Raw genomic sequence first — 23,427 nt, forward strand, 5'->3', positions numbered from 1 at the left:
CACGGGCGATCCATCGTAAGGACACCCAGGGCCTCGCACCCGAACCCCACCCTTCACACACTTTCTACAGTGCTGTAGATTCACTCTCGGCACAACACAGGATCTCGACCAAGGTCTCAACCAGGAGGAAAACCGTGGGAGTTTCCCTGTCCAAGGGCGGCAACGTCTCACTCAGCAAGGAGGCACCGGGCCTGACCGCGGTCCTGGTCGGCCTCGGCTGGGACGTCCGGACGACGACCGGTACCGACTACGACCTCGACGCCTCCGCCCTGCTCCTGGACGCCTCCGGCAAGGTGCTGTCCGACCGGCACTTCGTCTTCTACAACAACCTGCGCAGCCCCGACGGTTCGGTCGAGCACACCGGCGACAACCTCACCGGCGAGGGCGAGGGCGACGACGAATCGGTGAAGGTGAACCTCGCCGCGGTCCCGGCCGAGGTCGACAAGATAGTGTTCCCGGTGTCGATCCATGACGCGGAGAACCGCGGCCAGAGCTTCGGCCAGGTCCGCAACGCCTTCATCCGGGTCGTCAACCAGGCCGGCGGCGCCGAGATCGCCCGCTACGACCTGTCCGAGGACGCCTCGACCGAGACGGCCATGGTCTTCGGCGAGCTCTACCGCAACGGCGCGGAGTGGAAGTTCCGCGCGGTCGGCCAGGGTTACGCCTCCGGACTCGCCGGGATCGCCTCCGACTTCGGCGTCAACGTCTGACCCGTCCACCGGGTTTGCGCGGCCCGAAGGCGGCAAGGCGAACCGGATGCCGTCGTTCCACACCACTGCCGTAACTCTTGTCAGACGCGTAACCCGCCCCGCGGGTTTCACAGCGAACGGGCAGGGCGAGTGGTGAGCACTACGACAGCACAGGCGGTGCGGGGCCGGGCCATGACGCCCCGGGCGACGGCGGGGGCCGGGCATCCGGGGCAGCGGGACGCGTTCTTCGACAACGCCAAGTACCCGGCGATCGTACTGGTGGCGATGGGCACGCCTGGGAGCCGCTGCGCTCCGACAGCCGTGCTGTCACCGCGCTATACACGGTCGTCTACGCCTTCCACATGCCGGCGTTCATCATCGTCTCCGGTTACTTCTCCCGAAGCTTCGACGCGAGCCCGGCGAAGTTCAAGCGTCTGATCACCGGGGTCGTCGTGCCGTACGTCGGCTTCGAGACGGCGTACACCCTCTCCACACGCTGGTCCGGCGGCGAACCGGACCGGGCGATCAGTCCGCTGGACCCGCTGTATCTGACCTGGTTCCTGGCGGCTCTGTTCATCTGGCGGCTGACCACGCCGATCTGGAAGACCGTGCGGTGGCCGCCGCCCATCGCCCTCGGTATCGCGGCGCCGGCAAGCCTCACTCCGTCCATCGGTAAGGACCTCGACCTCCAGCGCACGCTGCAGTTCCTGCACTGCTTCGTGCTCGGCCTGTGTCTGCGGCCGGGACACTTCAGCCTGGTGCGGCAGTGGTGGGTACGGATCGCGGCCGTACCGGTTCTCGTGGGCGCAGTCGTGTTCTCGTACTGGGCGGTCCCGCACATGGACTACGCCTGGTTCTTCCACAAGGACGCCGCCGAGCACTTCGCCGTACCCGCCTGGTACGGCCCGCTCATGACCCTCGCCCTGTTCGGCTGCTTCCTGTCCTGGGTGCCGGGGCGCCGGATGTGGTTCACCACACTGGGCGCGGGCACGCTCTACGGCTATCTGCTGCACGGCTTCTTCGTCCAGGCCGCCAACCACTGGCACTGGTCCCGCCTCGGCTTCTTCCGCCAGCCGATCGGCGCGATCACCGTCTCCCTCATCGCCGCCGTGGTCGTCACCGGGTTGTGCACGGCGCCGGTGCGGCGGGTCTTCCGGTGCGCGATGGAGCCGAGGATGAGCTGGGCCTTCCCACGCGAGGACACCGTCCGGCCAGGGCCGGACTCCATCCCTGCCCCGGGGTGAGGGCCCCGGGGGCGCCGGTCTCCTTCTGTCAGGAACCCGCGCGCGGGTCGTCCTGCTCCTTGAGGGCCTTGGCCTCGCTCTTGAAGATGCGGGCGGCTTTGCCCGCTGACCGCGTCAGTTCGGGCAGCTTCTTGATACCGAGGACCACCACCACGACGAGGAGGATCAGGGCCAGTTCACTCATGCCGAACATCAGGTCTGCTCTCCCGGCAAGGCGATAGCGTCTACAGTGCTGTAGAAGTATCCCTTGAATGTGATCGCCCAACAAGCCCCCCTTCCGGCCGCGTTGGCCGGAAGGGGGGCTGCGCCATGCCAGGGAGCAGGGACAGAAGGATGTCGGAGCACCACGACTCCACGACCACACCGAACGTCGCGTCCACCCGTGCCGAGCTGGCGCGCCGCTGCCGCGCCGTGACCGAGGCCCGCTGGTTCGCGTTCACCGTATTCGCGCTGATCCTGGCCAATGCCACGCTCCTGGGCGTGGAGACCTACAGCGGGCTGGTGGCCGACTGGCACCGCTGGTTACGGCTGGCCGAACACCTCTGCCTCGCCGCCTTCACCGTCGAGATCCTGCTGCGAGCGGCCGCTCACGCCGACCGCCCCGGGGAGTTCTGGAAGGACCCCTGGAACGTCTTCGACCTGGCCGTGGTCCTGTGCGCCTTCCTGCCGCTCGTCCGCGAGAACACCACGGTTCTACGGCTGCTGCGACTGGCCCGGGTCCTGCGCACTGCCCGTTTCCTGCCCCAGCTCCGCGTCGTCCTGACCGCAGTCGCCCGCAGCCTGCCCGGCACGCTCAGCTTCCTGCTCGTCGGCGCCCTGCTCCTGTACGTGTACGCCATGGTCGGCTGGGTCTTCTTCGCCCGCCACGACCCCGAGCACTACGGCTCGATCGGCCGCGCCGTGCTCTCCCTGTTCCTGCTGATGACCCTGGACGGTATCGGCGACGCGGTCCGCGCCGGCCTGGAGATCTCCCGCTGGAGCCTGCTCTACTACGCCTCCTACGTCCTCATCGCCTCCTTCGTCCTCGTCAACGTGCTCATCGGTGTCGTCCTGACCTCCCTCGACGAGGCACGGCAGGTAGAACAGGACGAGCCGGAGCGGGTGGAGAGCCCGTCGGACCCGGGGCCGCTACGCGAACGCATCCTCGCCGTCCGCCGCGCCCTGGACGACCTCCAGGCCGAACTCGACCGCAGCACCCCGGCCTTCCCCCGGCCGACCGGACAGACCGACATCGACGCGAACGGGCACTCGCACGTCGCCAACGACTGAGGGATGGCAGACCGCTCATAGAGATCTCCGGCGTCATCAGCGCGATCGTCATCGGCATCGTGCTCGGCGTGCTCGGCCGGCTCGTCGTACCCGGCCGGCAACGCATCGGCATCCTGTGGACCATCGGGATCGGCATCGTCGCCGCGTTCGTCGGAACCGGCATCGCCTCCGGCCTCGACATCGCCGACACCAAGGGCGTCGACTGGGGCGAGTGGCTCACCCAAATCGCCCTCGCCACCCTCGGCGTCGCCGCGGTCAGCGAGGTGAAGCTGCGTCGCTGACCGGTCCCGGCCGGCTCACAACACCCGCCGGACTCCTGGCAGTCCGCGCAGCCCGGCCGCCAGGAGGAAGGCCGCCGGGACGACAAGCACGCACACGACCGCCCACGCTCCGACCGCGGACAGGCCGCGACCTGCCAGGCAGTACTGCGCGGTGACCACCAGCGGCAGGTGGACGATGTACACGCCGCACGCATCGGCCGCAAGCTCGCCCGACAGCCGGGGCCGGCGTGTCACCGTCTCCCGGAACAGCGTGAGCAGGCCGACGCACAAGGCCACACACAACGCGCTCTCGTACACGGCCCACAGCACCGACGGCCCCTCGAAGCCGCCGGGCCCGAAGCAGTCGACGTCCGCGCCGATGGCGAACAGCAGCGCCGTCCCCGCCAGGCCGCCGCACAGTCACGCCCTCCCGATGCGGGCGTCGAACCGCTCCAGCCAGCCGTGGCGGTGCGCGAGCACCCCGAGCGTGAAGAAGGCCGCGTACTGCGGCACCCGGGCGGGCTCGACCTGAAGGAAGTCCAGTACCGGAACCCACTCGTCCAGCGGGTAGCGCAGCCGTACGAGGAAGGTGGCCGCGGCGATCCCGGCCGTCAGCCACAGCAGTGCCGCGTGCCCCGGCACACGCGTCGCACCCCCGCCTCTCGACCGACGTCGCACCAGACGGACGGCCTTGCTGCACAGGACGTACAGCAAGCTGTAGGCGAGCAGGTTCTGGATGAGGAAGGCCCCGTCGACCGCGGAGAGCATGCCGAGTGTCTGCGCACGCGGCCGGCCCTCGACGTACCACCAGTCGGCGGGTCCGTACGCCTGCGCCGCGTGGTGGACGACCACGAGGACGGTCAGGGCGATGCGTAAGGTGTCCAGCCAGTCCAGACGGCCTTTCGGCCGGGCTTCGGCAGCGCCCCGGAAGAAGTTCTGTACATGCGCTCAGCATCCTCAACGCATGTACACACCCGCACTGGTGCCAGCCCCGTACTCACCCTCCGGAAACCGGAGATGCCCTGCGCAGCCCGGGCGGGCCCTTGTCTCATCGGATTCTCATCCGTAGCCCATGGCGACCCCAGGGCCCGGTCCCATTATGGTCAAGTCTTCAACGGGAGGGTCAGGTTCCACACGCTGGGAGCAGGGAGGCACGGCGATGGACTTGCACGGCACAGACGTACGCCGGATAGCGCGCGGCGTGAGACGGCGGGTGCGCAGACTCGCGGAGCCACCCGTACCGCAGGCGGCCCAGCGCCTCGTCCCGGACCCGGTGTTCGTGATCTCCTCCATCCGCTCCGGCTCCACCCTGCTGCGCGTGCTGCTCAACAGCCATCCGCAGATCCGGGCCCCGCACGAGATGCACCTGCGCACGCTCTCGGTCGACCTCACCAAGCCGTACACCAAGAAGGCGATGACCGAACTCGGCTTGGACCAGCGCGAGTTGGAGTACCTGCTGTGGGACCGCATCCTGCACCGCGAACTCGTCATCAGCGGCAAGCAGATCATCGTCGACAAGACGCCGGGCAACGCGGGCGTGTGGGAGCGGCTGCACGAGGGCTGGCCCAAGGCTCGCTACCTCTTCCTGCTGCGCCACCCGGCCTCGATGGTCAGCTCACTGATCAACAACCGCCCGGACCGCGACCTGGACGCGACCGTGCGCGAAGTACGCGGATACGTCGAGGGAGTCCAGGCGGCCCGGGACGCACTGGACGGACTCACCGTCCGCTACGAGGAGTTGACCGAACAACCCGCAGACGTCACGCGCGAGATCTGCGCCCACCTCGGGGTGGCGTGGACACCGAAGATGCTCGACTACCGCAAGGGCGATCACGGGCCGTTCGTGCCGTTCATCGGTGACTGGAGCGAGAACATCAAGTCCGGAAAGATCCAGAAGGCGAGGCCGCTGCCCGAGCCGGACGACGTTCCGGAGGCTCTGCGCGGCATCACCCGCACCTGGGGGTATCGATGTTGAACGACGTGAAGTGCCGATGTACCTGCCCCGGCGTCACGGTGTGGGTGACCGGGCGGTCGGTCGGCGACCGGCGTGCGGCCGCCTGTGCGATGGCGGAGCGACTGGCCGCCGAGGGACGGCGGGTGAAGGTCCTCGACCGGCTCGACGAAGCGGGAGCCGACGCCGGGCGCGTGGGCATGGTGGCCGAGGTACTGGCCCGCAACGGGGTCGTGGCGATCGTCCCGTCGGCCGCGGCGGGGGCCGTCACAGTGCGGGCACGCCATGAGGCCAGCCGGACCCGGTACATGGAGATCGGTGTCGCCGCGCACGAGGACCCGCAGGTTACGGCGGCCAGAGTGGCGGAGCTTCTCACCGGACCGCGTCTGGTCAGCGCCTGACGACTACCTGGCGCCGCCCTCCTCCAGCGAGCCGTAGAAGCCCTGCAGCAACAGTCGCTGGTTGGCCGCGCTGCGGCAGGGCGTAGGTCGATGACGTGCAGCTCGGCACCGGGAACGCGGACGATCGTGAGTGTCGTGCCGGGCGGCGAGACGCGCAGCGCCTCGGCGACCAGGTTGTCGATGACCTGCTCCAAGGCCCCCGGGATCGATCGCCCAGACCCGACCCGCCGTCGTGCCGGTGACGGCGAGAGTGACGTGCTCTTCGGCGGCGAGCGACTCCCACCTCGCCGCGCGCTCGGCCAGGACGGCGTCCAGGTCGGTGGGCTCCGGGGTGGGCCGGTGCCGGCGCAACCGGGACGGCGGATCGATGACCCGGTGTGCTGTTACTTGGCGCCTACCGCTCCCGCGGCACCGAGGAGTTCGTGCAGCAGGTGCGAGGCCGTGATCACGCCCAGCAGATGAGTGCCGTCCTTCGCCTTCTCCGCCACCGCGACCAGCGGGCTGCGCACCTGGGCCATCAGCGCGGCCACCTCCAGCGCGGTGTCGTCCGGGTCGGCGATCGGCGGGGGCGCGGCCTTGCTGGACAGGCAGTCCCCGACGCGACGGCCGACCAGTGCCTGGCAGAGCCGGTCGGCGTGCTTCTCGTCGACGACGGCGGCCAGGGTCGGGTCCTCGATGACATAGGCAGGCACCAGCACTTTGATCATCTGGGAGGCGGGCAGGATCGCCTTCGGCTCGCCCCGCTCGTCCAGCACCAGGAGACCCGGCAGCCTGTGTTCGGCCATCAGCCGGGCCGCGTCCATCGCGTCGCTGTCGACGCTCACCGTTTCGTATCCGACCGCCAGGTCACGAGCGCGCACGGCGGGGCTCCTCATCTACTGGAAACGTTCCTGCCCCCAGCGTCGTACGTATTGCGGGCGCGGGCCAGGTCATTGACACGAAACATACGCGGCGGCCTCGTCCGACACGCATCGCACCGATGCGCTCGCCGAACGCTTCCACTCTCCGGGGCGCGAAAATGCACCGCGCGCACCCGGCGCGCGGCCGCTCTCGACGACGGCCGAGCTCCGGCCCTCTGTTCGGCACCGGGTGGGGCGCAGGGCAGACCGAGCCTCCGGCCGGCGGTGCCGGTCACGGGCGCCGCCTGGATCCCGTATACCCCTCCGGCCGCACCGCCGGGCTCGACGGTGCGCCGCGGCGGACGGAGCCGGGGCCCGGGCTGCAGGGCGGTCGGCGCGGGCCGAGGACGTCAGCTGCCACGGGACGCTCGTGACCATCACGCGGGCTGTCGCGGTGGACGGAGCGGAGGTCGTCGACGGCCGGGCGGGTCACCTCACGGTAGGGGGCGAGGATCTTCAGGGGGACCTCGATGCCGTAGTCCTCCCAGCGCCCGCGCAGCGCCGCCGCCTCGTCGCGGTCGACGGAGACCGTGAGCGCCTCCAGATGGTCGGGGCGGAAGGCCCGGGCGTAGGACAGGGCGCGCAGGGTCGGCTTGTGGATGGTGGAGACCAGGACGATCGCGAAGACCCGGCTGGGCAGGGTGAGTTCGCTTCTGGTCTCGGTGACGGCGAGTTCCGCGGCGGTGGCGTCGTAGTGGCGGCGGATGCCGCGCATCATCACCCACAGCACGACGGCGGCGAGGACGGCGAGCCAGGCTCCCTGCAAGAGTCCCGATTGTCTGCCAGGTACTTCTTCTGGGTGGGGCACGGGCTCGCCGGCGTAAGAGGTGCGTCAAAGGCAGACCGGCCGCCGTATGGAACCCGTTAACGGCGGCTGTATACGGCCTGGGAGCGGGTTTTCCTGTACCGGTCCGATCCGCTTACGGATTTCCGAACTTCCTCCGGGAGCTTGCGATGGCCGATGTGGCCTTCGTCCTCACCACGATCGCGGTGTTCGCGCTGGTGGTCCTCATCGCCAAGGGGGTGGCGAAGCTGTGACCGCCGAGAACATCGTCGGCCTGGTCGTGGCCGTCGCCCTGCTGGGCTATCTCGTCCTCGCCCTGATCTTCCCGGAGAGGTTCTGAGCTGTGGGCCCCGTCCTTGCTGACGTGCTCCTGGTGACCGCGCTGATCGGCGCGCTCGCCCTGGTGCACCGTCCCCTCGGCGACTACATGGCCGCCGTCTACTCCTCCAAGAAGCACCTGCGCGTCGAAAAGTGGATCTACCGCTCGGTCGGCGCCAACCCGGACACGGAGATGCGCTGGCCCGCCTACCTGCGCGGAGTGCTGGCCTTCTCCGCGGTGAGCGTGCTGTTCCTGTACCTGCTGCAGCGGGTGCAGGACAAGCTGCCGCTGTCGCTCGGCTTCAAGCCGATCAGCCCGGACCAGGCGTTCAACACGGCCGTGTCGTTCGTGTCCAACACGAACTGGCAGTCGTACTCGGGTGAGGCGGCGATGAGCCACGTCACCCAGACCGCCGGACTCGCCGTGCAGAACTTCGTCTCCGCCGCCGTCGGCATCGCCGTGGCCGTGGCACTCGTCCGCGGCTTCGCCCGCTCCCGCACCGGCGACCTGGGCAACTTCTGGGCCGACCTGGTGCGCGGCACCGTCCGCATCCTCATCCCGATCTCCGTGGTCGCCGCCGTGCTGCTCATCGCCGCCGGCGCCATCCAGAACTTCGGCGACATCCACACCATCACCACGCTGACCGGCGACAAACAGGCCATCAGCCCCGGCGCGGTCGCCTCCCAGGAGGCCATCAAGGACCTGGGCACCAACGGCGGCGGCTTCTTCAACGCCAACAGCGCCCACCCGTTCGAAAACCCCAACGGATTCACCAACCTGCTGGAGATCTTCCTGCTGCTGGTGATCCCGTTCTCGCTGCCGCGCACCTTCGGCAAGATGGTCGGCAACGTCAAGCAGGGCTACGCGATCCTCGCCGCCATGGGCATCATCTGGTTCGGCGCCGTCGTGGCCGTGACATGCATCGAATACGCCCACCCCGGCACCGCCTCGCAGCTCGCGGGCGGCGCGATGGAGGGCAAGGAGCAGCGCTTCGGCGAAGGCCCCTCGTCCCTGTTCGCGGTCTCCACGACGATGACCTCGACAGGGTCCGTGAACTCCTTCCACGACTCCTTCAGCGGGCTGTCCGGCGGTGTGCTGCTGCTCGGCATGATGCTGGGCGAGATCGCGCCCGGCGGCGTCGGCTCCGGCCTCTACGGCATGCTGATCATGGCGATCATCGCGGTGTTCATCGCCGGTCTGATGGTCGGCCGTACCCCCGAGTACCTGGGCAAGAAGATCGGCACCCGCGAGATCAAGCTGGCCGCCTGCTACATCCTCATCACCCCGGCCCTGGTGCTGATCGGCACCGCGGTGGCGATGGCCCTGCCGGACGGCAAAGACGCCATGACCAACATCGGCGCCCACGGCTTCTCCGAAGTGCTGTACGCCTACACCTCGGCCAGCAACAACAACGGCTCGGCCTTCGCGGGCTTCGGCGCCAACACGGAGTTCTTCAACACCACGCTGGGACTGTGCATGGCGCTGGGCCGGTTCCTGCCGATGGTGTTCGTGCTGGCGCTGGCCGGTTCGCTCGCCGAGCAGAAGCCGATCCCGGCCACCGCGGGCACCCTGCGCACCGAGAAGCCGCTGTTCACCGGTCTCCTCGTGGGCGCCATCCTGATCATCACCGGTCTGACGTTCTTCCCCGCGCTGGCGCTGGGCCCGCTCGCCGAGGGGCTGGCGTGATGACCACCAACACCAAGAAGCAAGAGGACCCGATGTCCACGGTCACCCCCACCCGGGCACCGCACCAGGACGTACCCACCGGACACAAGGCCCCCGAAGGCCGCGTCGGCGCGGGCCTGTTCGACCCCAAGCAGCTGCTGAAGTCGCTGCCGGACGCCTTCCGCAAGCTCGACCCGCGGGTGATGGTCAAGTCGCCCGTCATGTTCGTCGTGCTCATCGGCTCGGTGGTCACCACCGTGCTGGCCGTCAAGGACGCCGGCGACTGGTTCGGCTGGACCATCAGCGCCTGGCTGTGGCTGACCGTGATCTTCGCCAACCTCGCGGAGGCCGTCGCCGAGGGCCGCGGCAAGGCGCAGGCCGACACCCTGCGCAAGGCCAAGACCGACACCGTCGCGCGTCGGCTCACCGGCGACACCGAGGAGCAGGTTCCCGGCACCGAGCTGAAGATCGGCGACCTGGTCGTCTGCGAGGCCGGCGACATCATCCCCGGCGACGGTGACGTCGTCGAGGGCGTCGCCTCGGTCGACGAGTCGGCCATCACCGGTGAGTCCGCGCCGGTCATCCGGGAGTCGGGCGGCGACCGCAGTGCCGTCACCGGCGGCACGAAGGTGCTGTCCGACCGGATCGTCATCAAGATCACGACGAAGCCCGGTGAGACCTTCATCGACCGGATGATCAACCTGGTCGAGGGCGCGGCCCGGCAGAAGACGCCGAACGAGATCGCCCTCAACATCCTGCTGGCGTCGCTGACGATCGTCTTCCTGCTCGCGGTCGTGACGCTCAAGCCGTTCGCGATCTACGCGGGCGCCGACAAGCAGACCTCGCTGATCGTGCTCACCGCGCTGCTGGTGTGCCTGATCCCGACGACCATCGGTGCCCTGCTCTCCGCGATCGGCATCGCGGGCATGGACCGGCTGGTGCAGCGCAACGTCCTCGCCATGTCCGGCCGTGCGGTCGAGGCCGCCGGTGACGTCTCCACGCTGCTGCTCGACAAGACCGGCACCATCACCCTCGGCAACCGTCAGGCCGCCGAGTTCGTGCCGGTGCGCGGGACGACCGAGGCCGAGGTCGCGGACGCCGCCCAGCTCTCCTCGCTCGCCGACGAGACACCCGAGGGCCGCTCCGTCGTCGTACTGGCGAAGGGCGAATACGGACTGCGCGAGCGCCACCAGGGCGAGCTCGCCCACGCCGAATGGATCGAGTTCACCGCGCAGACCCGGATGTCCGGCGTCGACGTCGACGGGCGCAGGATCCGCAAGGGCGCGGCCGGTTCGGTCATCGCCTGGGTCCAGGAGCAGGGCGGCACGGTCGCCGAGGACGCCGACGAGATCTCCAACAAGATCTCCGAGGCGGGCGGCACGCCACTGCTGGTCGCTGTCCAGGATGACGAGGGTGCCCGGGTGCTGGGTGTCATCCACCTCAAGGACGTCGTCAAAGAGGGCATGCGGGAGCGGTTCGAGGAACTGCGCCGCATGGGCATCAAGACCGTCATGATCACGGGCGACAACCCGCTGACCGCCAAGGCGATCGCCGAGGAGGCGGGCGTCGACGACTTCCTCGCGGAGGCGACCCCCGAGGACAAGATGGCGCTCATCAAGCGGGAGCAGGCCGGCGGCAAGCTCGTCGCGATGACCGGCGACGGCACCAACGACGCGCCCGCGCTGGCCCAGGCGGACGTCGGTGTGGCGATGAACACCGGTACGTCGGCCGCCAAGGAGGCCGGCAACATGGTCGACCTCGACTCCAACCCGACCAAGCTCATCGAGATCGTCGAGATCGGCAAGCAACTGCTGATCACCCGGGGCGCGTTGACCACGTTCTCCATCGCCAACGACGTCGCGAAGTACTTCGCGATCATCCCGGCCATGTTCGCGGTCGCCTACCCGGGCCTGGACAAACTCAACATCATGGGCCTGGCCAGCCCTGAGTCCGCGATCCTGTCCGCGGTCATCTTCAACGCGCTGATCATCATCGCGCTGGTGCCGCTCGCCCTCCGCGGCGTGCAGTACCGCCCGATGAGCGCCGACAAGATGCTACGGCGCAACCTCGGCATCTACGGCCTGGGCGGACTGATCGCGCCGTTCATCGGCATCAAACTCATCGACCTGCTCATCTCGCTGATCCCCGGGATCGGATGAAGGACATGAACAACTCACTGGCGAACACCGGACGCCTGGCCTGGGCGGCCCTGCGCATGCTCCTCGTCCTCACCGTGGTGACCGGCGTCCTCTACCCCCTGGTCGTCACCGGCATCGGCCAACTGGCCTTCCACGACAAGGCCAACGGCTCGATCGTGAAGGTGGACGGCCAGGAGGTCGGCTCGAAGCTGATCGGCCAGAGCTGGAACATCAAGGGGACGGACAACCCGGACCCGAAGTGGTTCCAGGGCCGGCCGTCCAACAGCGGCTACGACCCGCTGGCCACCGGCTCCAGCCAGCTCAGCGCGAGCAACCCCGAGCTGGTGAAGCTGGTCAAGGCGGCGAAGAAGCAGGTCGCCGAGTTCAACGGCGTACCCGAGTCGAAGGTGCCCGTCGACGCGGTCACCGGCTCCGCCTCCGCCATCGACCCGGACATCTCCCCCGACTACGCGGACATCCAGGTCAAGCGGGTCGCCGAGGCGAACGGCCTGACCGTCCCCCAGGTGCAGAAACTGGTCGACGAGCACACCACGGGCCGTACCGCCGGATTCCTGGGCGAGCCGCGGATCAACGTCCTCGAACTCAACGTCGCACTCAAGGCACTGGCCGACCACTGATGCCTCCGGGGTGGGGCCTGCCATCCGGCTCCCACCCCGGCTCCGACGGCCCCGACCCCACCGACGACAGGAAGGCCGCACACCCATGACCCGGGTGCTGGTGGTGGAGGACGATCCACAACTCGTACGAGCCCTCGTGATCAACATGCAGGCCCGCCAGTACGGCGTCGACGCCGCCCCGGACGGCACCACAGCCCTCCGCCTCGCCGCCGCCCGCCAGCCCGACGTGGTCGTCCTCGACCTGGGACTGCCGGACATGGACGGCGTCGACGTCATCAAGGCGCTGCGCGGCTGGACCCGGACACCCATCCTGGTGCTGTCCGCGCGGACGGCCTCCGCGGAGAAGGTCGCCGCGCTCGACGCGGGCGCCGACGACTACGTCACCAAGCCCTTCAGCATGGACGAGCTCATGGCCCGGCTGCGGGCCGCTGTCCGCCGCACCCAGGAGACCCCGCTCGCCCCCGAGACGACCCTCGTGGAAACCGCGGACTTCACCATCGACCTGCGCGCCAAGAAGGCCGTACGCGGCGGGCGCGACGTGCGTCTGACACCGACCGAATGGCATCTGCTGGAGATCATGGTCACCCACCCCGGGCGGCTGATCACACAGAAACACCTGTTGCAGGAGGTCTGGGGGGTGACCCAGGCCAACAAGACCAACTACCTGCGCGTGTACATGGCCCAACTGCGCCGCAAGCTGGAAGCAGACCCCTCTCACCCCCGCTACCTCATCACCGAACCCGGCATGGGTTACCGCTTCGAAGGGTGAACATGGCACGCGGCAAGCTCCGCATCTATCTCGGCGCGGCACCGGGCGTCGGCAAGACGTACGCGATGCTGTCCGAGGCGCACCGGCGCGTCGAGCGTGGCACCGACTGCGTGGTGGCCTTCGTGGAGCACCACGGCCGGCCGCGCACCGAGGTGATGCTCCAGGGGCTGGAACAAGTGCCCCGCAAGGAGATCGAGTACCGCGATACGACGTTCACCGAGATGGACGTGGACGCGGTCCTGCAACGCTCCCCCGCCGTGGCCCTCGTCGACGAACTCCCGCACACCAACGTGCCCGGCTCCCGCAACGCCAAGCGCTGGCAGGACGTCGAAGAACTCCTCGCCGCCGGCATCGACGTCGTCTCGACCGTCAACATCCAGCACCTGGAATCGCTCGGCGACGTCGTCGAGTCAATAACTGGTGTACGGCAGCAGGAGACTGTCCCCGACGAGATGGTGCGCCGCGCCGACCAGATCGAGCTCGTCGACATGTCACCCCAGGCCCTGCGCCGCCGGATGGCGCACGGCAACATCTACAAGCCCGACAAGGTCGACGCCGCACTGTCGAACTACTTCCGGCCCGGAAACCTCACCGCGCTACGGGAGTTGGCACTGCTGTGGGTGGCCGACCGGGTCGACGAGTACCTCAAGCAGTACCGCAGCGAGCACCGGGTCTCGAAGATCTGGGGTTCGCGCGAGCGCATCGTGGTCGGCCTCACCGGCGGACCCGAGGGACGCACCCTGATCCGCCGCGCCGCCCGGCTCGCTGAAAAGGGCGCCGGCGGCGAGGTGCTGGCCGTGTACATCGCCCGCAGCGACGGCCTCACCTCCGCCTCCCCCAAGGAACTCGCCGTCCAGCGCACCCTGGTGGAGGACCTCGGCGGCACCTTCCATCACGTCGTCGGCGACGACGTCCCCGCAGCCCTCCTGGACTTCGCGCGCGGCGTGAACGCCACCCAGATCGTCCTCGGTGTCTCCCGCCGTAAGGGATGGCAGTACGTCTTCGGGCCCGGCGTCGGCGCCACGGTCGCCCGGGACTCCGGACCCGACCTCGACGTCCACCTCATCACGCACAGCGAGGTCGGCAAGGGCCGCGGCCTACCCGTGGCCCGCGGCGCCCGACTCGGCAGAGTCCGGATCATCTGGGGCTGGCTGACCGGTATCGGCGGCCCGGCCCTGCTCACGCTGCTGCTGACCCATGTCGACGCCGACCTCGGCCTCACCAACGACATGCTGCTGTTCCTGACGCTCACGGTGGGCGCCGCCCTGCTCGGCGGGCTGCTGCCGGCACTGGCCTCGGCGGCCGTCGGCACACTGCTCCTGAACTGGTACTTCACTCCCCCGGTGCATCGCATCACGATCGCCGACCCCAAGAACATGCTCGCCCTGGCGATCTTCATCCTGGTCGCGGCCTCGGTGGCGTCGGTGGTCGACCTGGCCGCCCGGCGCACCCACCAGGCGGCCCGACTACGCGCCGAGTCCGAGATCCTCTCCTTCCTCGCCGGCAACGTCCTGCGCGGCGAAACCAGCCTCGAATCGCTCCTGGAACGGGTCCGGGAGACCTTCGCCATGGACTCGGTGGCCCTGCTGGAACGCGAGAGCGACATCGAGCCCTGGACCTGCGCCGGCCGCGTGGGCACCGGACAGGCCGTCGACCGGCCCGAGGAGGCGGACGTCGACATGCCGGTCGGCGACCACATGACCCTCGCCCTGTCCGGACGGGTGCTGCCCGCCGAGGACCGCCGGGTGCTCGCCGCCTTCGCCGTCCAGTCCGCCGTGGTCCTGGACCGCCAGCGCCTGCAGTCCGAGGCCGACCAGGTCAAGGAACTCGCGGAGGGCAACCGCATCCGCACCGCACTCCTGGCCGCCGTCAGCCACGACCTGCGCACACCGCTCGCCGGTATCAAGGCGGCGGTGACGTCACTACGCGCGGACGACGTCGAATGGTCCGAGGCGGACCAGGCGGAACTCCTGGCGGGCATCGAAGCGGGCGCCGACCGGCTCGACCACCTCGTCGGCAACCTGCTGGACATGTCCCGCCTGCAGACGGGCACCCTGGCCCCGCTCATCCGCGAGATCGACGTGGACGAGGTGGTCCCCATGGCACTCGGCGGGATCCCGGACCCGGAGACGAGCGTCGTCCTGGACATCCCCGAAACCCTCCCGATGGTCGCCGTGGACAAGGGACTGCTGGAGCGCTCGGTCGCCAACGTCGTCGAGAACGCGGTCAAATACAGCCCCGCCGACGAGCCGGTCGTCGTCAAGGCCAGCGCCATCGCCGACCGCGTCGAGGTCCGCGTGGTCGACCGCGGGCCGGGCGTACCCGACGAGGCCAAGGACCGCATCTTCGCGCCCTTCCAGCGCTACGGCGACGCCCCGCGCGGCGCCGGCGTCGGGCTCGGCCTCGCGGTCGCCCGCGGATTCGCCGAGGCCATGGGCGGCACCCTCACCGCCGAGGACACCCCGGGCGGCGGACTCACCATGGTCCTCACCCTCCCGGCGGCGACAGGTCTCCCGTCGGACAGGCCCGAGCTGCCGGCGACAACCACCACGTAGGGGGCCTCACGGGTTCAGAAACCCGTCAAGATCGTGCGCCGGTATGGCCTGGCGGGTCTGCCAGGGGCCACGCTGGCCACGTCGCGGCCGACCGCCGCGGTCTCCGCGCTCGGCAACAGGGCCGCCGGGGTGCTTGCCGCCCTGTCGTCGGCAGTGTGGTTCGAGTCCGTCGCTGACCGGGGCGCGGAGCACCACTCGCGGGGCCCCCTGGCCGAGCGGGATGGCCACGGCGGGGCATGCGGCCCAGGGGCGTGTCATCAGCGCGCGCCGCATGCGGCAGCAGTTGACGAACGTTGCCATCCCTACGGTCATGGCGACCGGGCCGCCTCCGACGCAGAACACGGCAACTTCGTTCAACCAGCTGATACCTGCTTCGTCCGCGCTCGGCCCGACGGCCAATCCAGCGGCAATGGCCGCGAATCCGCCCCAGAACCAGGCCCAGGCGCGTCGACGATGTCCGGTAACGGCGGCGTCAGTCGCATCGAGGCTGAGAGCGCTGGCCTGGAGCGCGGTGGGAGTCGCCTTACGCATGGTCTCCACGTCCTCGCTGGTCCGTCTGCTCGACGGCTTGGCGTCCCGTCTCGCGCCGGTGAAACCACTCGCCCAGTTCGGAGCCACCGATCAGCCCGCACGCGAACAGCATCAGGCCGGCCTGGAGCAAGGTGGCGAGGAACGCCGAGTCGTCGGCGTCCAGGGCGTCACGTCGCAAGACCGGAGTCACCATTCCGCTCACCCAGATGACCAGCATGGCCACCCCTCGGACCCGTATGCCCCACGAGCTGGTACGTCCACGGACCCACCGGGGCGCCCAGCCGCGAAGCGCGGCAATCCCCAAGGGCAGGACGAGTGCCGACCAGCCCGCCATCCAGAGCCACCTGAACACAGCCCGAACTCCCTGTCCGTGGAACCGCCGAGCGGCTCGACGTACTTCTCCGAAGTCAGCGAGGCGTCGGCCCCTCACCTCATGAGGGGCCGACGCCTCGGGCCGGCTCGGTCAGTCCGCGATGGCGATCTTGCCGTTGACCTCGGCGGGTGCCGTGGTCGCGGGCTGCGACCCGCCGGCCCGCCCGGTGATGCCCTTCAGCAGCTCGGCGAGGTCGACTCCCGTCGTGGAGCTGAGGAGTTCGACCCCCTGGGCCACGTTGTCGGCGACGGTACGGGACAGCTGGCTCGCCCCGTCGGTGGAGATGACGGTCATCTTGTCGATGGCGCCGAGCGGCTCGGACGCCTTGGCGACGACCTGCGGCAACACCTCGACGAGCATCTGCAGCACGGCCGCGTCGCCGTACCGGGCAAAGGCATCGGCCTTCTTCTGCATGGCCTCGGCCTCGGCGGCACCCTTGGCGCCGATCGCCGCGGCCTCCGCCTCACCCTCGATGCGCACGGCGTCGGCGAGTGCAGCGCGGTGCGCCTTCTCGCCCTCACCGGTCAGCCGGGACCGCTGAGCGTCCGCTTCCGCCTGCTTGACCAGGGCGATGCGGCGGGCCTCGGCCTCCTGCTCGGCCTGGTAGCGGGCGGCGTCGGCGGGCTTGCGGACCTTGGTGTCCAACTCGCGGTCGGTCAGTGCGGCCTGGCGCTCGGCGACCTTCTCCTGCTCGGTGAGCACTTCCTGCTCCCGGGCAGCCTGCGCCAACGGGCCCGCCGCGGCGGCACGTGCCGCGGCCTCGTCGGTCTCGGCCTTGATCTCCGCCTGCTTGAGCGCGAAGGTCCGCTGCGCGACGGCGATCTCCTCCTCGGCCTTCAGCCGGGCCTGCTCGGCGGCCCGTCGGGCGACGGCCTCGGCGATGTCGGCCTCCTGCTTGGCGCGGGCTGCCTCCGGCCGGCCGAGGTCCTCCAGGTAGGAACCCTCGGTGCTGATGTCCTGGATCTGGAAGGCATCCAGGACCAGGCCCTGCCCGGACAGGCTGGCCTCCGCCTCCTCGGCGACCTGCCCTGCGAACGCCGCTCGGTCGCGGATGATGTCCTCCACGGACATCCGTCCGACGATGGCGCGCAGCGCACCCGAGAGCACTTCCTGGGTGAAGCCGACGATGCCGTCCTGCTGCATCAGGAACCGCTGGGCCGCGGCGCGGATGGAGTCCTCGGTACCACCGACCTTGACGATCGCGACGCCTTCGAGGTGAGCCTTCACGCCGCGCAGGGTGACTGCTCCGCGCACCGCGACCGGGATGTGCCGCGAGGACAGGTCGAGCGTGAACTTCTGCTGCACGAACGGCACGACGAAGACACCGCCGCCGACCACGACCTTCTGCCCGCTGTTGTCGGTGAAGACCCGTCCGGTCTCCGGGTCGGTGGCCGTCTTGCCGCGCCGCCCGGTGACGATGAACGCCTCGCTCGGACCCGCCACCTTGTAGCGCGTGATGACGACGAGACCGAGCAGAACGAGAAGCACGACGACGCCGATCACGGCGATGACGACAGGACTCATGACGAATTCCCCTCAGCCCTCCCAGGGGACGGCAGATCGATGCGATTTGATGCGGATGAACGGGCACCGGTTTCGGTGCCCGATGTGAGGCGCGGAGCGGTGGTTCAGCGCTCCACGAGGCGTACGGAGACCGCCGTCTGCGACAACGCCTCCGCCACCCAGACTTCGGCCCCTCGGGCCACCGGGGTCGGGCTCTTCGCCGCGAGCTTCACCGGCTGCCCGGCCAGGTGAACCAGCACTTCGCCGTACCCGTCAGCCGGGATTGCGGTCACCACGGATCCTGAAACACCGATCAGGTCGTCATCACGCACAGCGGCCCCGGACCGGTCGCTCATCAGCGCACGGCTGAGCCGGTATGCGAGCCCCCCCGTAGCGACGCCGGCAGGTACCCCGACCGCGATGGCTCCGATCGCGCCCAGTCCCGTGGATCCCATGACGATCGCCCCGGAGAAGCCGAGCATGGAGACGAACCCGGCGACGACCGGAAGCGACAACCATCCGTCGATGAGACCGTCGAGCGCGTCGACGCCGTCGAACAGCCCCTCAAGGACGCCGTCGAAGACGAGAGACAGAACGAGGAGTACAACTCCTGCGATGCCGAGACCAAGAAACCAGGCCATCCGCGCTCACCGCCTCCCCTCGACGTCACCGTGCTGATGTCCGCATACTCGCACGCGGACGCCAGCAAGCACATTGCCTTGTTCCGGCAATCTTTACGCGGCTTTGATGCCGAGCTCTTCACATCTCGATCTACCAGGCCGCCATGGGCGGCACACTCGTCGCCGAGGACACGCCAGGCGGCGGTATGACCATGGTTCTCACGCTCAGGACCGCCCCGGAGAGCCCGCCCGTGCCTCCCGGTCTGCCGGCCCGTTTCACGTCGTGACCCCGCTCTGCTCAGGGGCCCGTGTCGCGGCCTCTTCCCGGGGTGATCCGCCGGTACGCGCCCCGGGCATTGACGAGCCGGGCGATCACCGTCCCCAGCAGCGCCGCCGCCATCAAGAGGGCGAGCCGACCAGCATCCGGATATCCCTGCCAGGTGAGCTGTCCCTGCGGGGGCACCGCGAAACCGTTGAGGATCAGCCAGCACACCGCAGCCGTGCCCGGCGCCGCGGCGAGACGGGCGCACACTCCCAGCAAAGCCGCCAGCGCGGCCAGCATCAGCAGGGCATGCCGCGGGTCGGCCGGCCCGTTCACCACACTGAGCACACCCACCGTCATCAGCGCGCCCGTGAAGGCGCCCGCCCAGACGAAGGGCGTGGCCACGGGCTCGGGTACCGGCCTGGCACCAGCCCGGAACGGCCGCCACTCCACCATGAACGCCTCCTTCCCCGCGTCACCGGCGCTGCTTTCCCATGACAGCGCCTGAGACGCGCTGCCGCGCCCGACGCCCCCCGTTCTTAACGAACTCCGTACGGGAGGACTTCCTGCACCGGCACCGACGGAACCAGGGGAACGGTTCGGGCCGTACCTCAGCTGAGTTCGGCGAAAGACTCCACGTCCCGGATCTTGCCCGTGACGACGATGACGTCGCCCTTCTCGATGACCGTCTCGGCGGTGGCGTACGTGAACCCCTCGCCCGGCCGCTTGATGCCGACGACCGTCACTCCGTACTTGGCGCGCACTTGGCTCTCGCCGAGCGGCATACCGGTGGCGAGGGCAGGGGCGACGGTCTTCACCAGGGCGTAGTCGTCGTCGAACTCGATGAAGTCGAGCATCCGGCCGGTGACGAGATGGGCAACGCGCTCGCCCATCTCGTGCTCGGGCAGGACGACATGGTGTACGCCCAGACGTTCCAGGATCTGGCCGTGCTGACGACTGATGGCCTTCGCCCAGATGTTCGGGACTTCCGCCTCCAGCAGGTTGGAGGCGATGAGAATGCTGGCCTCTATGTCGGTGCCGATGCCGACCACGGCGCTGGTGAACTCGTGCACGCCGAGCTGGCGCAGCACCTCGGGGTCGGTGCAGTCGGCGATCGCCGTATGGGTGAGGTCGTCGCTCAGCCGTTGGACGAGCTGCGGATCGGTGTCGACGCCGAGGACGTCCCAACCGCGTCGCATCAGCTCGTGGGCGAGTGAGCTGCCGAAGCGGCCGAGTCCGATCACGGCCACGCGCTGGTCGCCGTGGCTGGAGACAGCGGCCTGCTCGGCGAGCCGTTTGCGGCGGCGCAGGCGCAGTTTGTGCAGGTAGTCAGCCAATGACGGGTCGCTCCTCGGGTAGCTCGTAGCGGCGCTTGCGTTCACGCAGGGCGAGCGCCGAGACCAGGGTGACCGGGCCGAGCCGGCCGACGAACATGAGCAGGATGACGATGAGCTGGCCGACGGTCGGCAGGTCGGCGGTGATGCCGGTGGACAGCCCCACCGTGCCGAAGGCCGAGACCGACTCGAACAGCACCTGCTCGAAGGGCTTGTCGACCACGGCGAGCAGGGCGAGCGTCGCGGTCATCACGAAACCCACACCGGCCAGCGCCACAGTCAGTGCCTGCCGGAGGACATGGGGTGCGAGTCGGCGTCCCATCACCGAGGACGTGGGTTCACCGCGCACCTCGGCGAGCATCGCCGCGCCCAGCACCGCGAAGGTACTGACCTTGATGCCGCCCGCGGTGCCCGCGCTGCCGCCGCCGACGAACATCAGCATGCAGGTCATCAGCAAGGTCGCGTCCGTCATCGCCCCGATGTCGACGCTGTTGAACCCTGCCGTGCGCGACATGGCCGAGTGGAAGAAGCCCGCCAGGATCTTCTTGTGCCAGTCGAACGGGCCCAGGGTGTCGTCGTTCGTCCACTCCAGGACGCACGTCAGCAGGGTGCCCGCGAACAGCAGCACGGCCGTGGTGACCACCGTCAGCCGGAAGTGCAGCGACCAGCGGCGCCGGCCCGTGGCGCGGGCCCGGTTGCGGTGCCGCAACAACTCCAGCAGCACAGGAAAACCGATTCCGCCGAGGATCACGGCCACAGCGATGGGCAGCGTCACCCACGCGTCCTGCGCGTACTTCGTGATGCTGTCGGCATGCAGTCCGAACCCGGCGTTGTTGAACGCCGACACCGCATGGAAGAACCCCAGGTACGAGGCGTCCCAGATGGACTCGCCGTAGCCGAAGCGCAGCCGCAGGGCCAGCAGCGCGCCCACGGAGAGCTCCACAGCGAGCGTGCACCCGGCGACCCCGAGCAGCACCCGACGTACGTCGCCGATGTCCAGGCTCTTGGTCTCCGCCTGCGCCGTCAGCTGCATCCGCAGCCCCAGCCTCCCGGAGATCAGCAGCCCCAGCAGCGAGGCCATCGTCATGATGCCGAAGCCGCCGATCTGGAACAGCACGAGGATCACGCCCTCGCCGAAGCCGCTCCAGTAGGTGCCGGTGTCCACCACGACCAGACCCGTCACGCACACCGCGGACGTGGAGGTGAACAGTGCCGTCACCGCATCGGCGCTGCTGCCGTCCTCGGTGGCGACGGGCAGCATCAACAGGACCGTCCCCAGCAGGGTCACGGCAGCGAAGCCCATGACCACCGTACGAGCGGGATGCGCCGCCAACAGCGACCGCCACATCCGCCCCGCGCGCCCTGCCACTCCTCGGCCTTCCTGCCTGCCAATGTTCCGTCAAGGATCCATCAGCATCTGGTCAAGATCCAGCGGGCCACCCTAGCCGAGTTGGTCGATTCCCCGATGCCTCCGCCAACGACCACCATGAACTTCTCGTCCTGGGCGGGTGGGAGCATGACCGTGCCGGAGGTCTCCATCAGGTTCGCGTCGTCCAGGCCGGGCAGCTACCGCGATCAGGTCCGACGGTTCGAAAACACACACCGCACATCGCCCGACGCGACACCGAACACGGCTCCGGACTCGGCGTCCACCGCTGGATCGTGGAAGGCGCCATTGCACTACTGCCCTGGTTCCGCCGGCTGCGCATCCGCCGGGAGGTCCGCGACGACATCCACTGTGCCTTCATCGAGACGCCTCCGTGGATACCCCCGCCTTCAGGCGGGGGAGGAAACGGACTCCTGCGGAGCAGGGTAGAGAAAGCCGATTCGCCGCCAAGGCGGATCGGCGTTCACGGCCAACCACCCACAGGCGAGGGGCAGTTTGTATGCCGCCCGGCCAGGGATAACCAAGCTGGCCGGGCCTACCGCCGGGCTGGCGGGATGTCAGGTCCGTGGAGCTGGCATAAGACTGCTGGGCGTACCCACGTCCCTGCCGTCAGTTCGGGGCAGCCGCCGCCTGAGAAGCAGAAAGCTCAACCCGCAAGGGAAGAATCTCCCTGCTTCAGCTGCGGGAGAAGTCAGGGCCCACTCCTTTCCGTGCAGTCGAACTGGGGGCGTCGTCGATGGCACCGCCGTCAACAGCCGGCCCGAGTGGCGCTTCCGTAACGCCGCTCGAACCCCTGGACCCGACCCGCTGTGTCGACGACGCGGGAGGTGCCGGTGTAGAAGGAGTGGCTCGCCGACGAGCCCTCGACGTCGACGACGGGATAGGTGTTGCCGTCCTTCCACTGGACCGTGTGCTGCGCGGCGGCAGTGGAGGGGACGAGCAGTTCGAAGCCGGCCACGCGGTCGCGGAAGAGAACGGGGCGGGAAACGGGGTGGATGCCATGCCTCACGACGGTGTCCTTCCTGGGTGCTCCTGTCGCCCGGGTTTGCCGGGCGTCTGGTGCGGGGATCAGCGTTCTTCGCGGAAGAGGACGTGGGCGCCGGCCTTCGGGTCGTACTTGCGCAGGACCAGCCGGTCGGGGTCGTTCAGGCGGTTCTTGCGGGTCGTGTAGGTGACGCCGGTGCCGGCAGTCGACCTCAGCTTCACGACGGGCCGCGTGGTGCTGCGTGCCATGAGGTGCCCCTTTCACGTGCACCCGAGTCGGTTGACCCGGGCATGTCAGGCATCCCGCACAACGGCATCCGCCGGCTCCGCATTCCCGGTGGCGGCGGACCTCAGCGTGTGCCGAGCGCCGCCCTGTCCCGGGCGGCCCGCACCGCCGTCGAGAGGCTTGCGATGTCGTGGGCACCGTGATGCCGCGCCCGTTCACGAAGAAGGTGGGCGTCCCCGCCGCCTGGCTGAGGTCTGCGGACTCAAGGCCGTCGGCAATGCGCGCCAGGACCTTGGGACGCCGTAGGTCCCGCTCGAAGCGCTCCACATCCAGGCCGATGTCCCCGGCTTGACATGCTCCTCGTCCTGGAGGACGAGGATTCTGGCCTTCTCGACTGGTTGCTGTGCCGCTACGCGGCACGGTTTCCGGTCGGGAATCCGTGGCTTCCTGTTTCTTCGCGCCGTGCCGGGATTGCTCCTGGTCTTACCGGTGTTCCGCAGGCTGTTGCCGCCAGTCCGGCGGCCGTTTTCACGTTGAGTGCGGCGTTGGTGTCCCGGTCGTGGACGGCGCCGCAGGTGGAGCAGGTCTGGGACGGCGGGGTGAACCGGCCGATCATGACCAGGGTG

At 69.2% G+C, this 23,427-nt stretch carries 24 protein-coding genes and 4 pseudogenes; 14 read left to right on the top strand and 14 right to left on the bottom strand.

What is annotated here, in order from left to right; all coding sequences use genetic code 11:
- Positions 1 to 134 precede the first annotated feature (134 nt).
- Both PH203_RS35995 and PH203_RS36000 read left to right on the top strand, forming a co-directional pair.
- Positions 135 to 710 carry a TerD family protein gene (locus PH203_RS35995; protein ID WP_289921352.1) on the top strand — a complete coding sequence of 192 codons (576 nt, stop codon included), beginning with the start codon at positions 135 to 137 and terminating at the stop codon, positions 708 to 710.
- 171 nt (positions 711 to 881) lie between these two features.
- A pseudogene (locus PH203_RS36000) lies at positions 882 to 1,933 on the top strand (hypothetical protein).
- Positions 1,934 to 1,961: 28 nt separating this feature from the next.
- Here PH203_RS36000 and PH203_RS36005 read toward each other — a convergent pair.
- Complete coding sequence (locus PH203_RS36005; protein ID WP_289925609.1) at positions 1,962 to 2,126, bottom strand: twin-arginine translocase TatA/TatE family subunit; 165 nt, start codon at positions 2,124 to 2,126, stop codon at positions 1,962 to 1,964.
- Between the two features lie 140 nt (positions 2,127 to 2,266).
- Between PH203_RS36005 and PH203_RS36010 the strand changes: the two genes are divergently transcribed.
- Both PH203_RS36010 and PH203_RS36015 read left to right on the top strand, forming a co-directional pair.
- Positions 2,267 to 3,202 carry an ion transporter gene (locus PH203_RS36010; RefSeq protein WP_289925610.1) on the top strand — a complete coding sequence of 312 codons (936 nt, stop codon included), beginning with the start codon at positions 2,267 to 2,269 and terminating at the stop codon, positions 3,200 to 3,202.
- Positions 3,203 to 3,219: 17 nt separating this feature from the next.
- A complete protein-coding gene (locus PH203_RS36015) occupies positions 3,220 to 3,483 on the top strand; it encodes a GlsB/YeaQ/YmgE family stress response membrane protein (RefSeq protein ID WP_289925669.1) in 264 nt (87 codons plus the stop codon).
- 15 nt (positions 3,484 to 3,498) lie between these two features.
- Here the strand turns inward: PH203_RS36015 and PH203_RS36020 are convergent, their stop codons facing one another.
- Positions 3,499 to 3,792 (bottom strand): acyltransferase, encoded by a 294-nt coding sequence (locus PH203_RS36020; protein WP_289925612.1) that lies wholly within the window; start codon positions 3,790 to 3,792, stop codon positions 3,499 to 3,501.
- 90 nt (positions 3,793 to 3,882) lie between these two features.
- Complete coding sequence (locus tag PH203_RS36025; RefSeq protein WP_289925613.1) at positions 3,883 to 4,314, bottom strand: hypothetical protein; 432 nt, start codon at positions 4,312 to 4,314, stop codon at positions 3,883 to 3,885.
- Between the two features lie 307 nt (positions 4,315 to 4,621).
- Between PH203_RS36025 and PH203_RS36030 the strand changes: the two genes are divergently transcribed.
- Complete coding sequence (locus PH203_RS36030; protein WP_289925615.1) at positions 4,622 to 5,437, top strand: sulfotransferase; 816 nt, start codon at positions 4,622 to 4,624, stop codon at positions 5,435 to 5,437.
- Positions 5,431 to 5,814: a hypothetical protein gene (locus tag PH203_RS36035; protein ID WP_289925672.1), complete on the top strand. Its 384-nt coding sequence runs from the start codon at positions 5,431 to 5,433 to the stop codon at positions 5,812 to 5,814. Before PH203_RS36030 ends, PH203_RS36035 begins: the two co-directional genes overlap by 7 nt.
- A gap of 383 nt (positions 5,815 to 6,197) precedes the next feature.
- Here PH203_RS36035 and PH203_RS36045 read toward each other — a convergent pair whose 3' ends face one another.
- Both PH203_RS36045 and PH203_RS36050 read right to left on the bottom strand, forming a co-directional pair.
- Entirely contained in the window at positions 6,198 to 6,674 is a 477-nt protein-coding gene (locus tag PH203_RS36045; protein ID WP_289925616.1) for a CBS domain-containing protein, read from the bottom strand.
- A gap of 271 nt (positions 6,675 to 6,945) precedes the next feature.
- A complete protein-coding gene (locus tag PH203_RS36050; RefSeq protein WP_354671294.1) occupies positions 6,946 to 7,479 on the bottom strand; it encodes a hypothetical protein in 534 nt (177 codons plus the stop codon).
- 268 nt (positions 7,480 to 7,747) lie between these two features.
- Between PH203_RS36050 and kdpF the strand changes: the two genes are divergently transcribed.
- The 6 genes from kdpF (at position 7,748) to PH203_RS36080 (ending at position 15,581) form a co-directional block, all read left to right on the top strand.
- Positions 7,748 to 7,837, top strand: coding sequence for a K(+)-transporting ATPase subunit F (kdpF, locus tag PH203_RS36055; protein ID WP_016434100.1), 90 nt, complete (start codon positions 7,748 to 7,750; stop codon positions 7,835 to 7,837).
- A 3-nt stretch (positions 7,838 to 7,840) separates the two neighbouring features.
- Entirely contained in the window at positions 7,841 to 9,502 is a 1,662-nt protein-coding gene (gene kdpA / locus PH203_RS36060; protein ID WP_289925637.1) for a potassium-transporting ATPase subunit KdpA, read from the top strand.
- Entirely contained in the window at positions 9,502 to 11,640 is a 2,139-nt protein-coding gene (gene kdpB, locus PH203_RS36065; RefSeq protein WP_289925638.1) for a potassium-transporting ATPase subunit KdpB, read from the top strand. Before kdpA ends, kdpB begins: the two co-directional genes overlap by 1 nt.
- Positions 11,641 to 11,645: 5 nt before the next feature.
- On the top strand, positions 11,646 to 12,257 hold the full coding sequence (gene kdpC / locus PH203_RS36070; protein WP_289925640.1) for a potassium-transporting ATPase subunit KdpC: 612 nt from the start codon (positions 11,646 to 11,648) through the stop codon (positions 12,255 to 12,257).
- 85 nt (positions 12,258 to 12,342) lie between these two features.
- Positions 12,343 to 13,026, top strand: coding sequence for a response regulator transcription factor (locus PH203_RS36075; RefSeq protein WP_289925641.1), 684 nt, complete (start codon positions 12,343 to 12,345; stop codon positions 13,024 to 13,026).
- Positions 13,027 to 13,028: 2 nt separating this feature from the next.
- Positions 13,029 to 15,581 (top strand): sensor histidine kinase KdpD, encoded by a 2,553-nt coding sequence (locus PH203_RS36080; RefSeq protein ID WP_289925642.1) that lies wholly within the window; start codon positions 13,029 to 13,031, stop codon positions 15,579 to 15,581.
- 523 nt (positions 15,582 to 16,104) lie between these two features.
- Here the strand turns inward: PH203_RS36080 and PH203_RS36085 are convergent.
- The 3 genes from PH203_RS36085 to PH203_RS36095 form a co-directional block, all read right to left on the bottom strand.
- Positions 16,105 to 16,290: a hypothetical protein gene (locus PH203_RS36085; RefSeq protein ID WP_289925643.1), complete on the bottom strand. Its 186-nt coding sequence runs from the start codon at positions 16,288 to 16,290 to the stop codon at positions 16,105 to 16,107.
- Between the two features lie 285 nt (positions 16,291 to 16,575).
- Entirely contained in the window at positions 16,576 to 18,009 is a 1,434-nt protein-coding gene (locus PH203_RS36090) for a flotillin family protein (protein ID WP_289925644.1), read from the bottom strand.
- Positions 18,010 to 18,113: 104 nt separating this feature from the next.
- Positions 18,114 to 18,629 (bottom strand): hypothetical protein, encoded by a 516-nt coding sequence (locus tag PH203_RS36095; protein ID WP_289925646.1) that lies wholly within the window; start codon positions 18,627 to 18,629, stop codon positions 18,114 to 18,116.
- Between the two features lie 140 nt (positions 18,630 to 18,769).
- Between PH203_RS36095 and PH203_RS36100 the strand changes: the two are divergent.
- Positions 18,770 to 18,895: pseudogene (locus tag PH203_RS36100) on the top strand (sensor protein KdpD); the annotation flags it as partial.
- A gap of 11 nt (positions 18,896 to 18,906) precedes the next feature.
- Here the strand turns inward: PH203_RS36100 and PH203_RS36105 are convergent.
- The 3 genes from PH203_RS36105 to PH203_RS36115 form a co-directional block, all read right to left on the bottom strand.
- Complete coding sequence (locus PH203_RS36105) at positions 18,907 to 19,326, bottom strand: hypothetical protein (protein WP_289925648.1); 420 nt, start codon at positions 19,324 to 19,326, stop codon at positions 18,907 to 18,909.
- A 155-nt stretch (positions 19,327 to 19,481) separates the two neighbouring features.
- The gene (locus PH203_RS36110) at positions 19,482 to 20,207 is read right to left on the bottom strand and encodes a TrkA family potassium uptake protein (RefSeq protein WP_289925649.1); all 726 of its coding nucleotides are present in this window, start codon (positions 20,205 to 20,207) and stop codon (positions 19,482 to 19,484) included.
- The gene (locus PH203_RS36115; protein ID WP_289925650.1) at positions 20,200 to 21,573 is read right to left on the bottom strand and encodes a potassium transporter TrkG; all 1,374 of its coding nucleotides are present in this window, start codon (positions 21,571 to 21,573) and stop codon (positions 20,200 to 20,202) included. The genes PH203_RS36110 and PH203_RS36115 overlap by 8 nt, the downstream gene beginning before the upstream one ends.
- 233 nt (positions 21,574 to 21,806) lie before the next feature.
- On the opposite strand from PH203_RS36115, the pseudogene PH203_RS36120 reads away from it, so the two are divergent.
- A pseudogene (locus tag PH203_RS36120) lies at positions 21,807 to 21,956 on the top strand (IS5/IS1182 family transposase); the annotation flags it as partial.
- Between the two features lie 383 nt (positions 21,957 to 22,339).
- On the opposite strand, the gene PH203_RS36125 reads toward PH203_RS36120, so the two are convergent.
- The 3 genes and pseudogenes from PH203_RS36125 to PH203_RS36135 all read right to left on the bottom strand — a co-directional run.
- Complete coding sequence (locus PH203_RS36125) at positions 22,340 to 22,600, bottom strand: type B 50S ribosomal protein L31 (RefSeq protein WP_289925651.1); 261 nt, start codon at positions 22,598 to 22,600, stop codon at positions 22,340 to 22,342.
- Positions 22,601 to 22,659: 59 nt separating this feature from the next.
- Entirely contained in the window at positions 22,660 to 22,824 is a 165-nt protein-coding gene (rpmG, locus tag PH203_RS36130) for a 50S ribosomal protein L33 (RefSeq protein ID WP_289925652.1), read from the bottom strand.
- A 386-nt stretch (positions 22,825 to 23,210) separates the two neighbouring features.
- Positions 23,211 to 23,427: pseudogene (locus tag PH203_RS36135) on the bottom strand (RNA-guided endonuclease TnpB family protein); the annotation flags it as partial.

It is taken from the genome of Streptomyces sp. S.PB5 (assembly GCF_030403745.1).
Classification (GTDB): Bacteria; Actinomycetota; Actinomycetes; order Streptomycetales; family Streptomycetaceae; genus Streptomyces.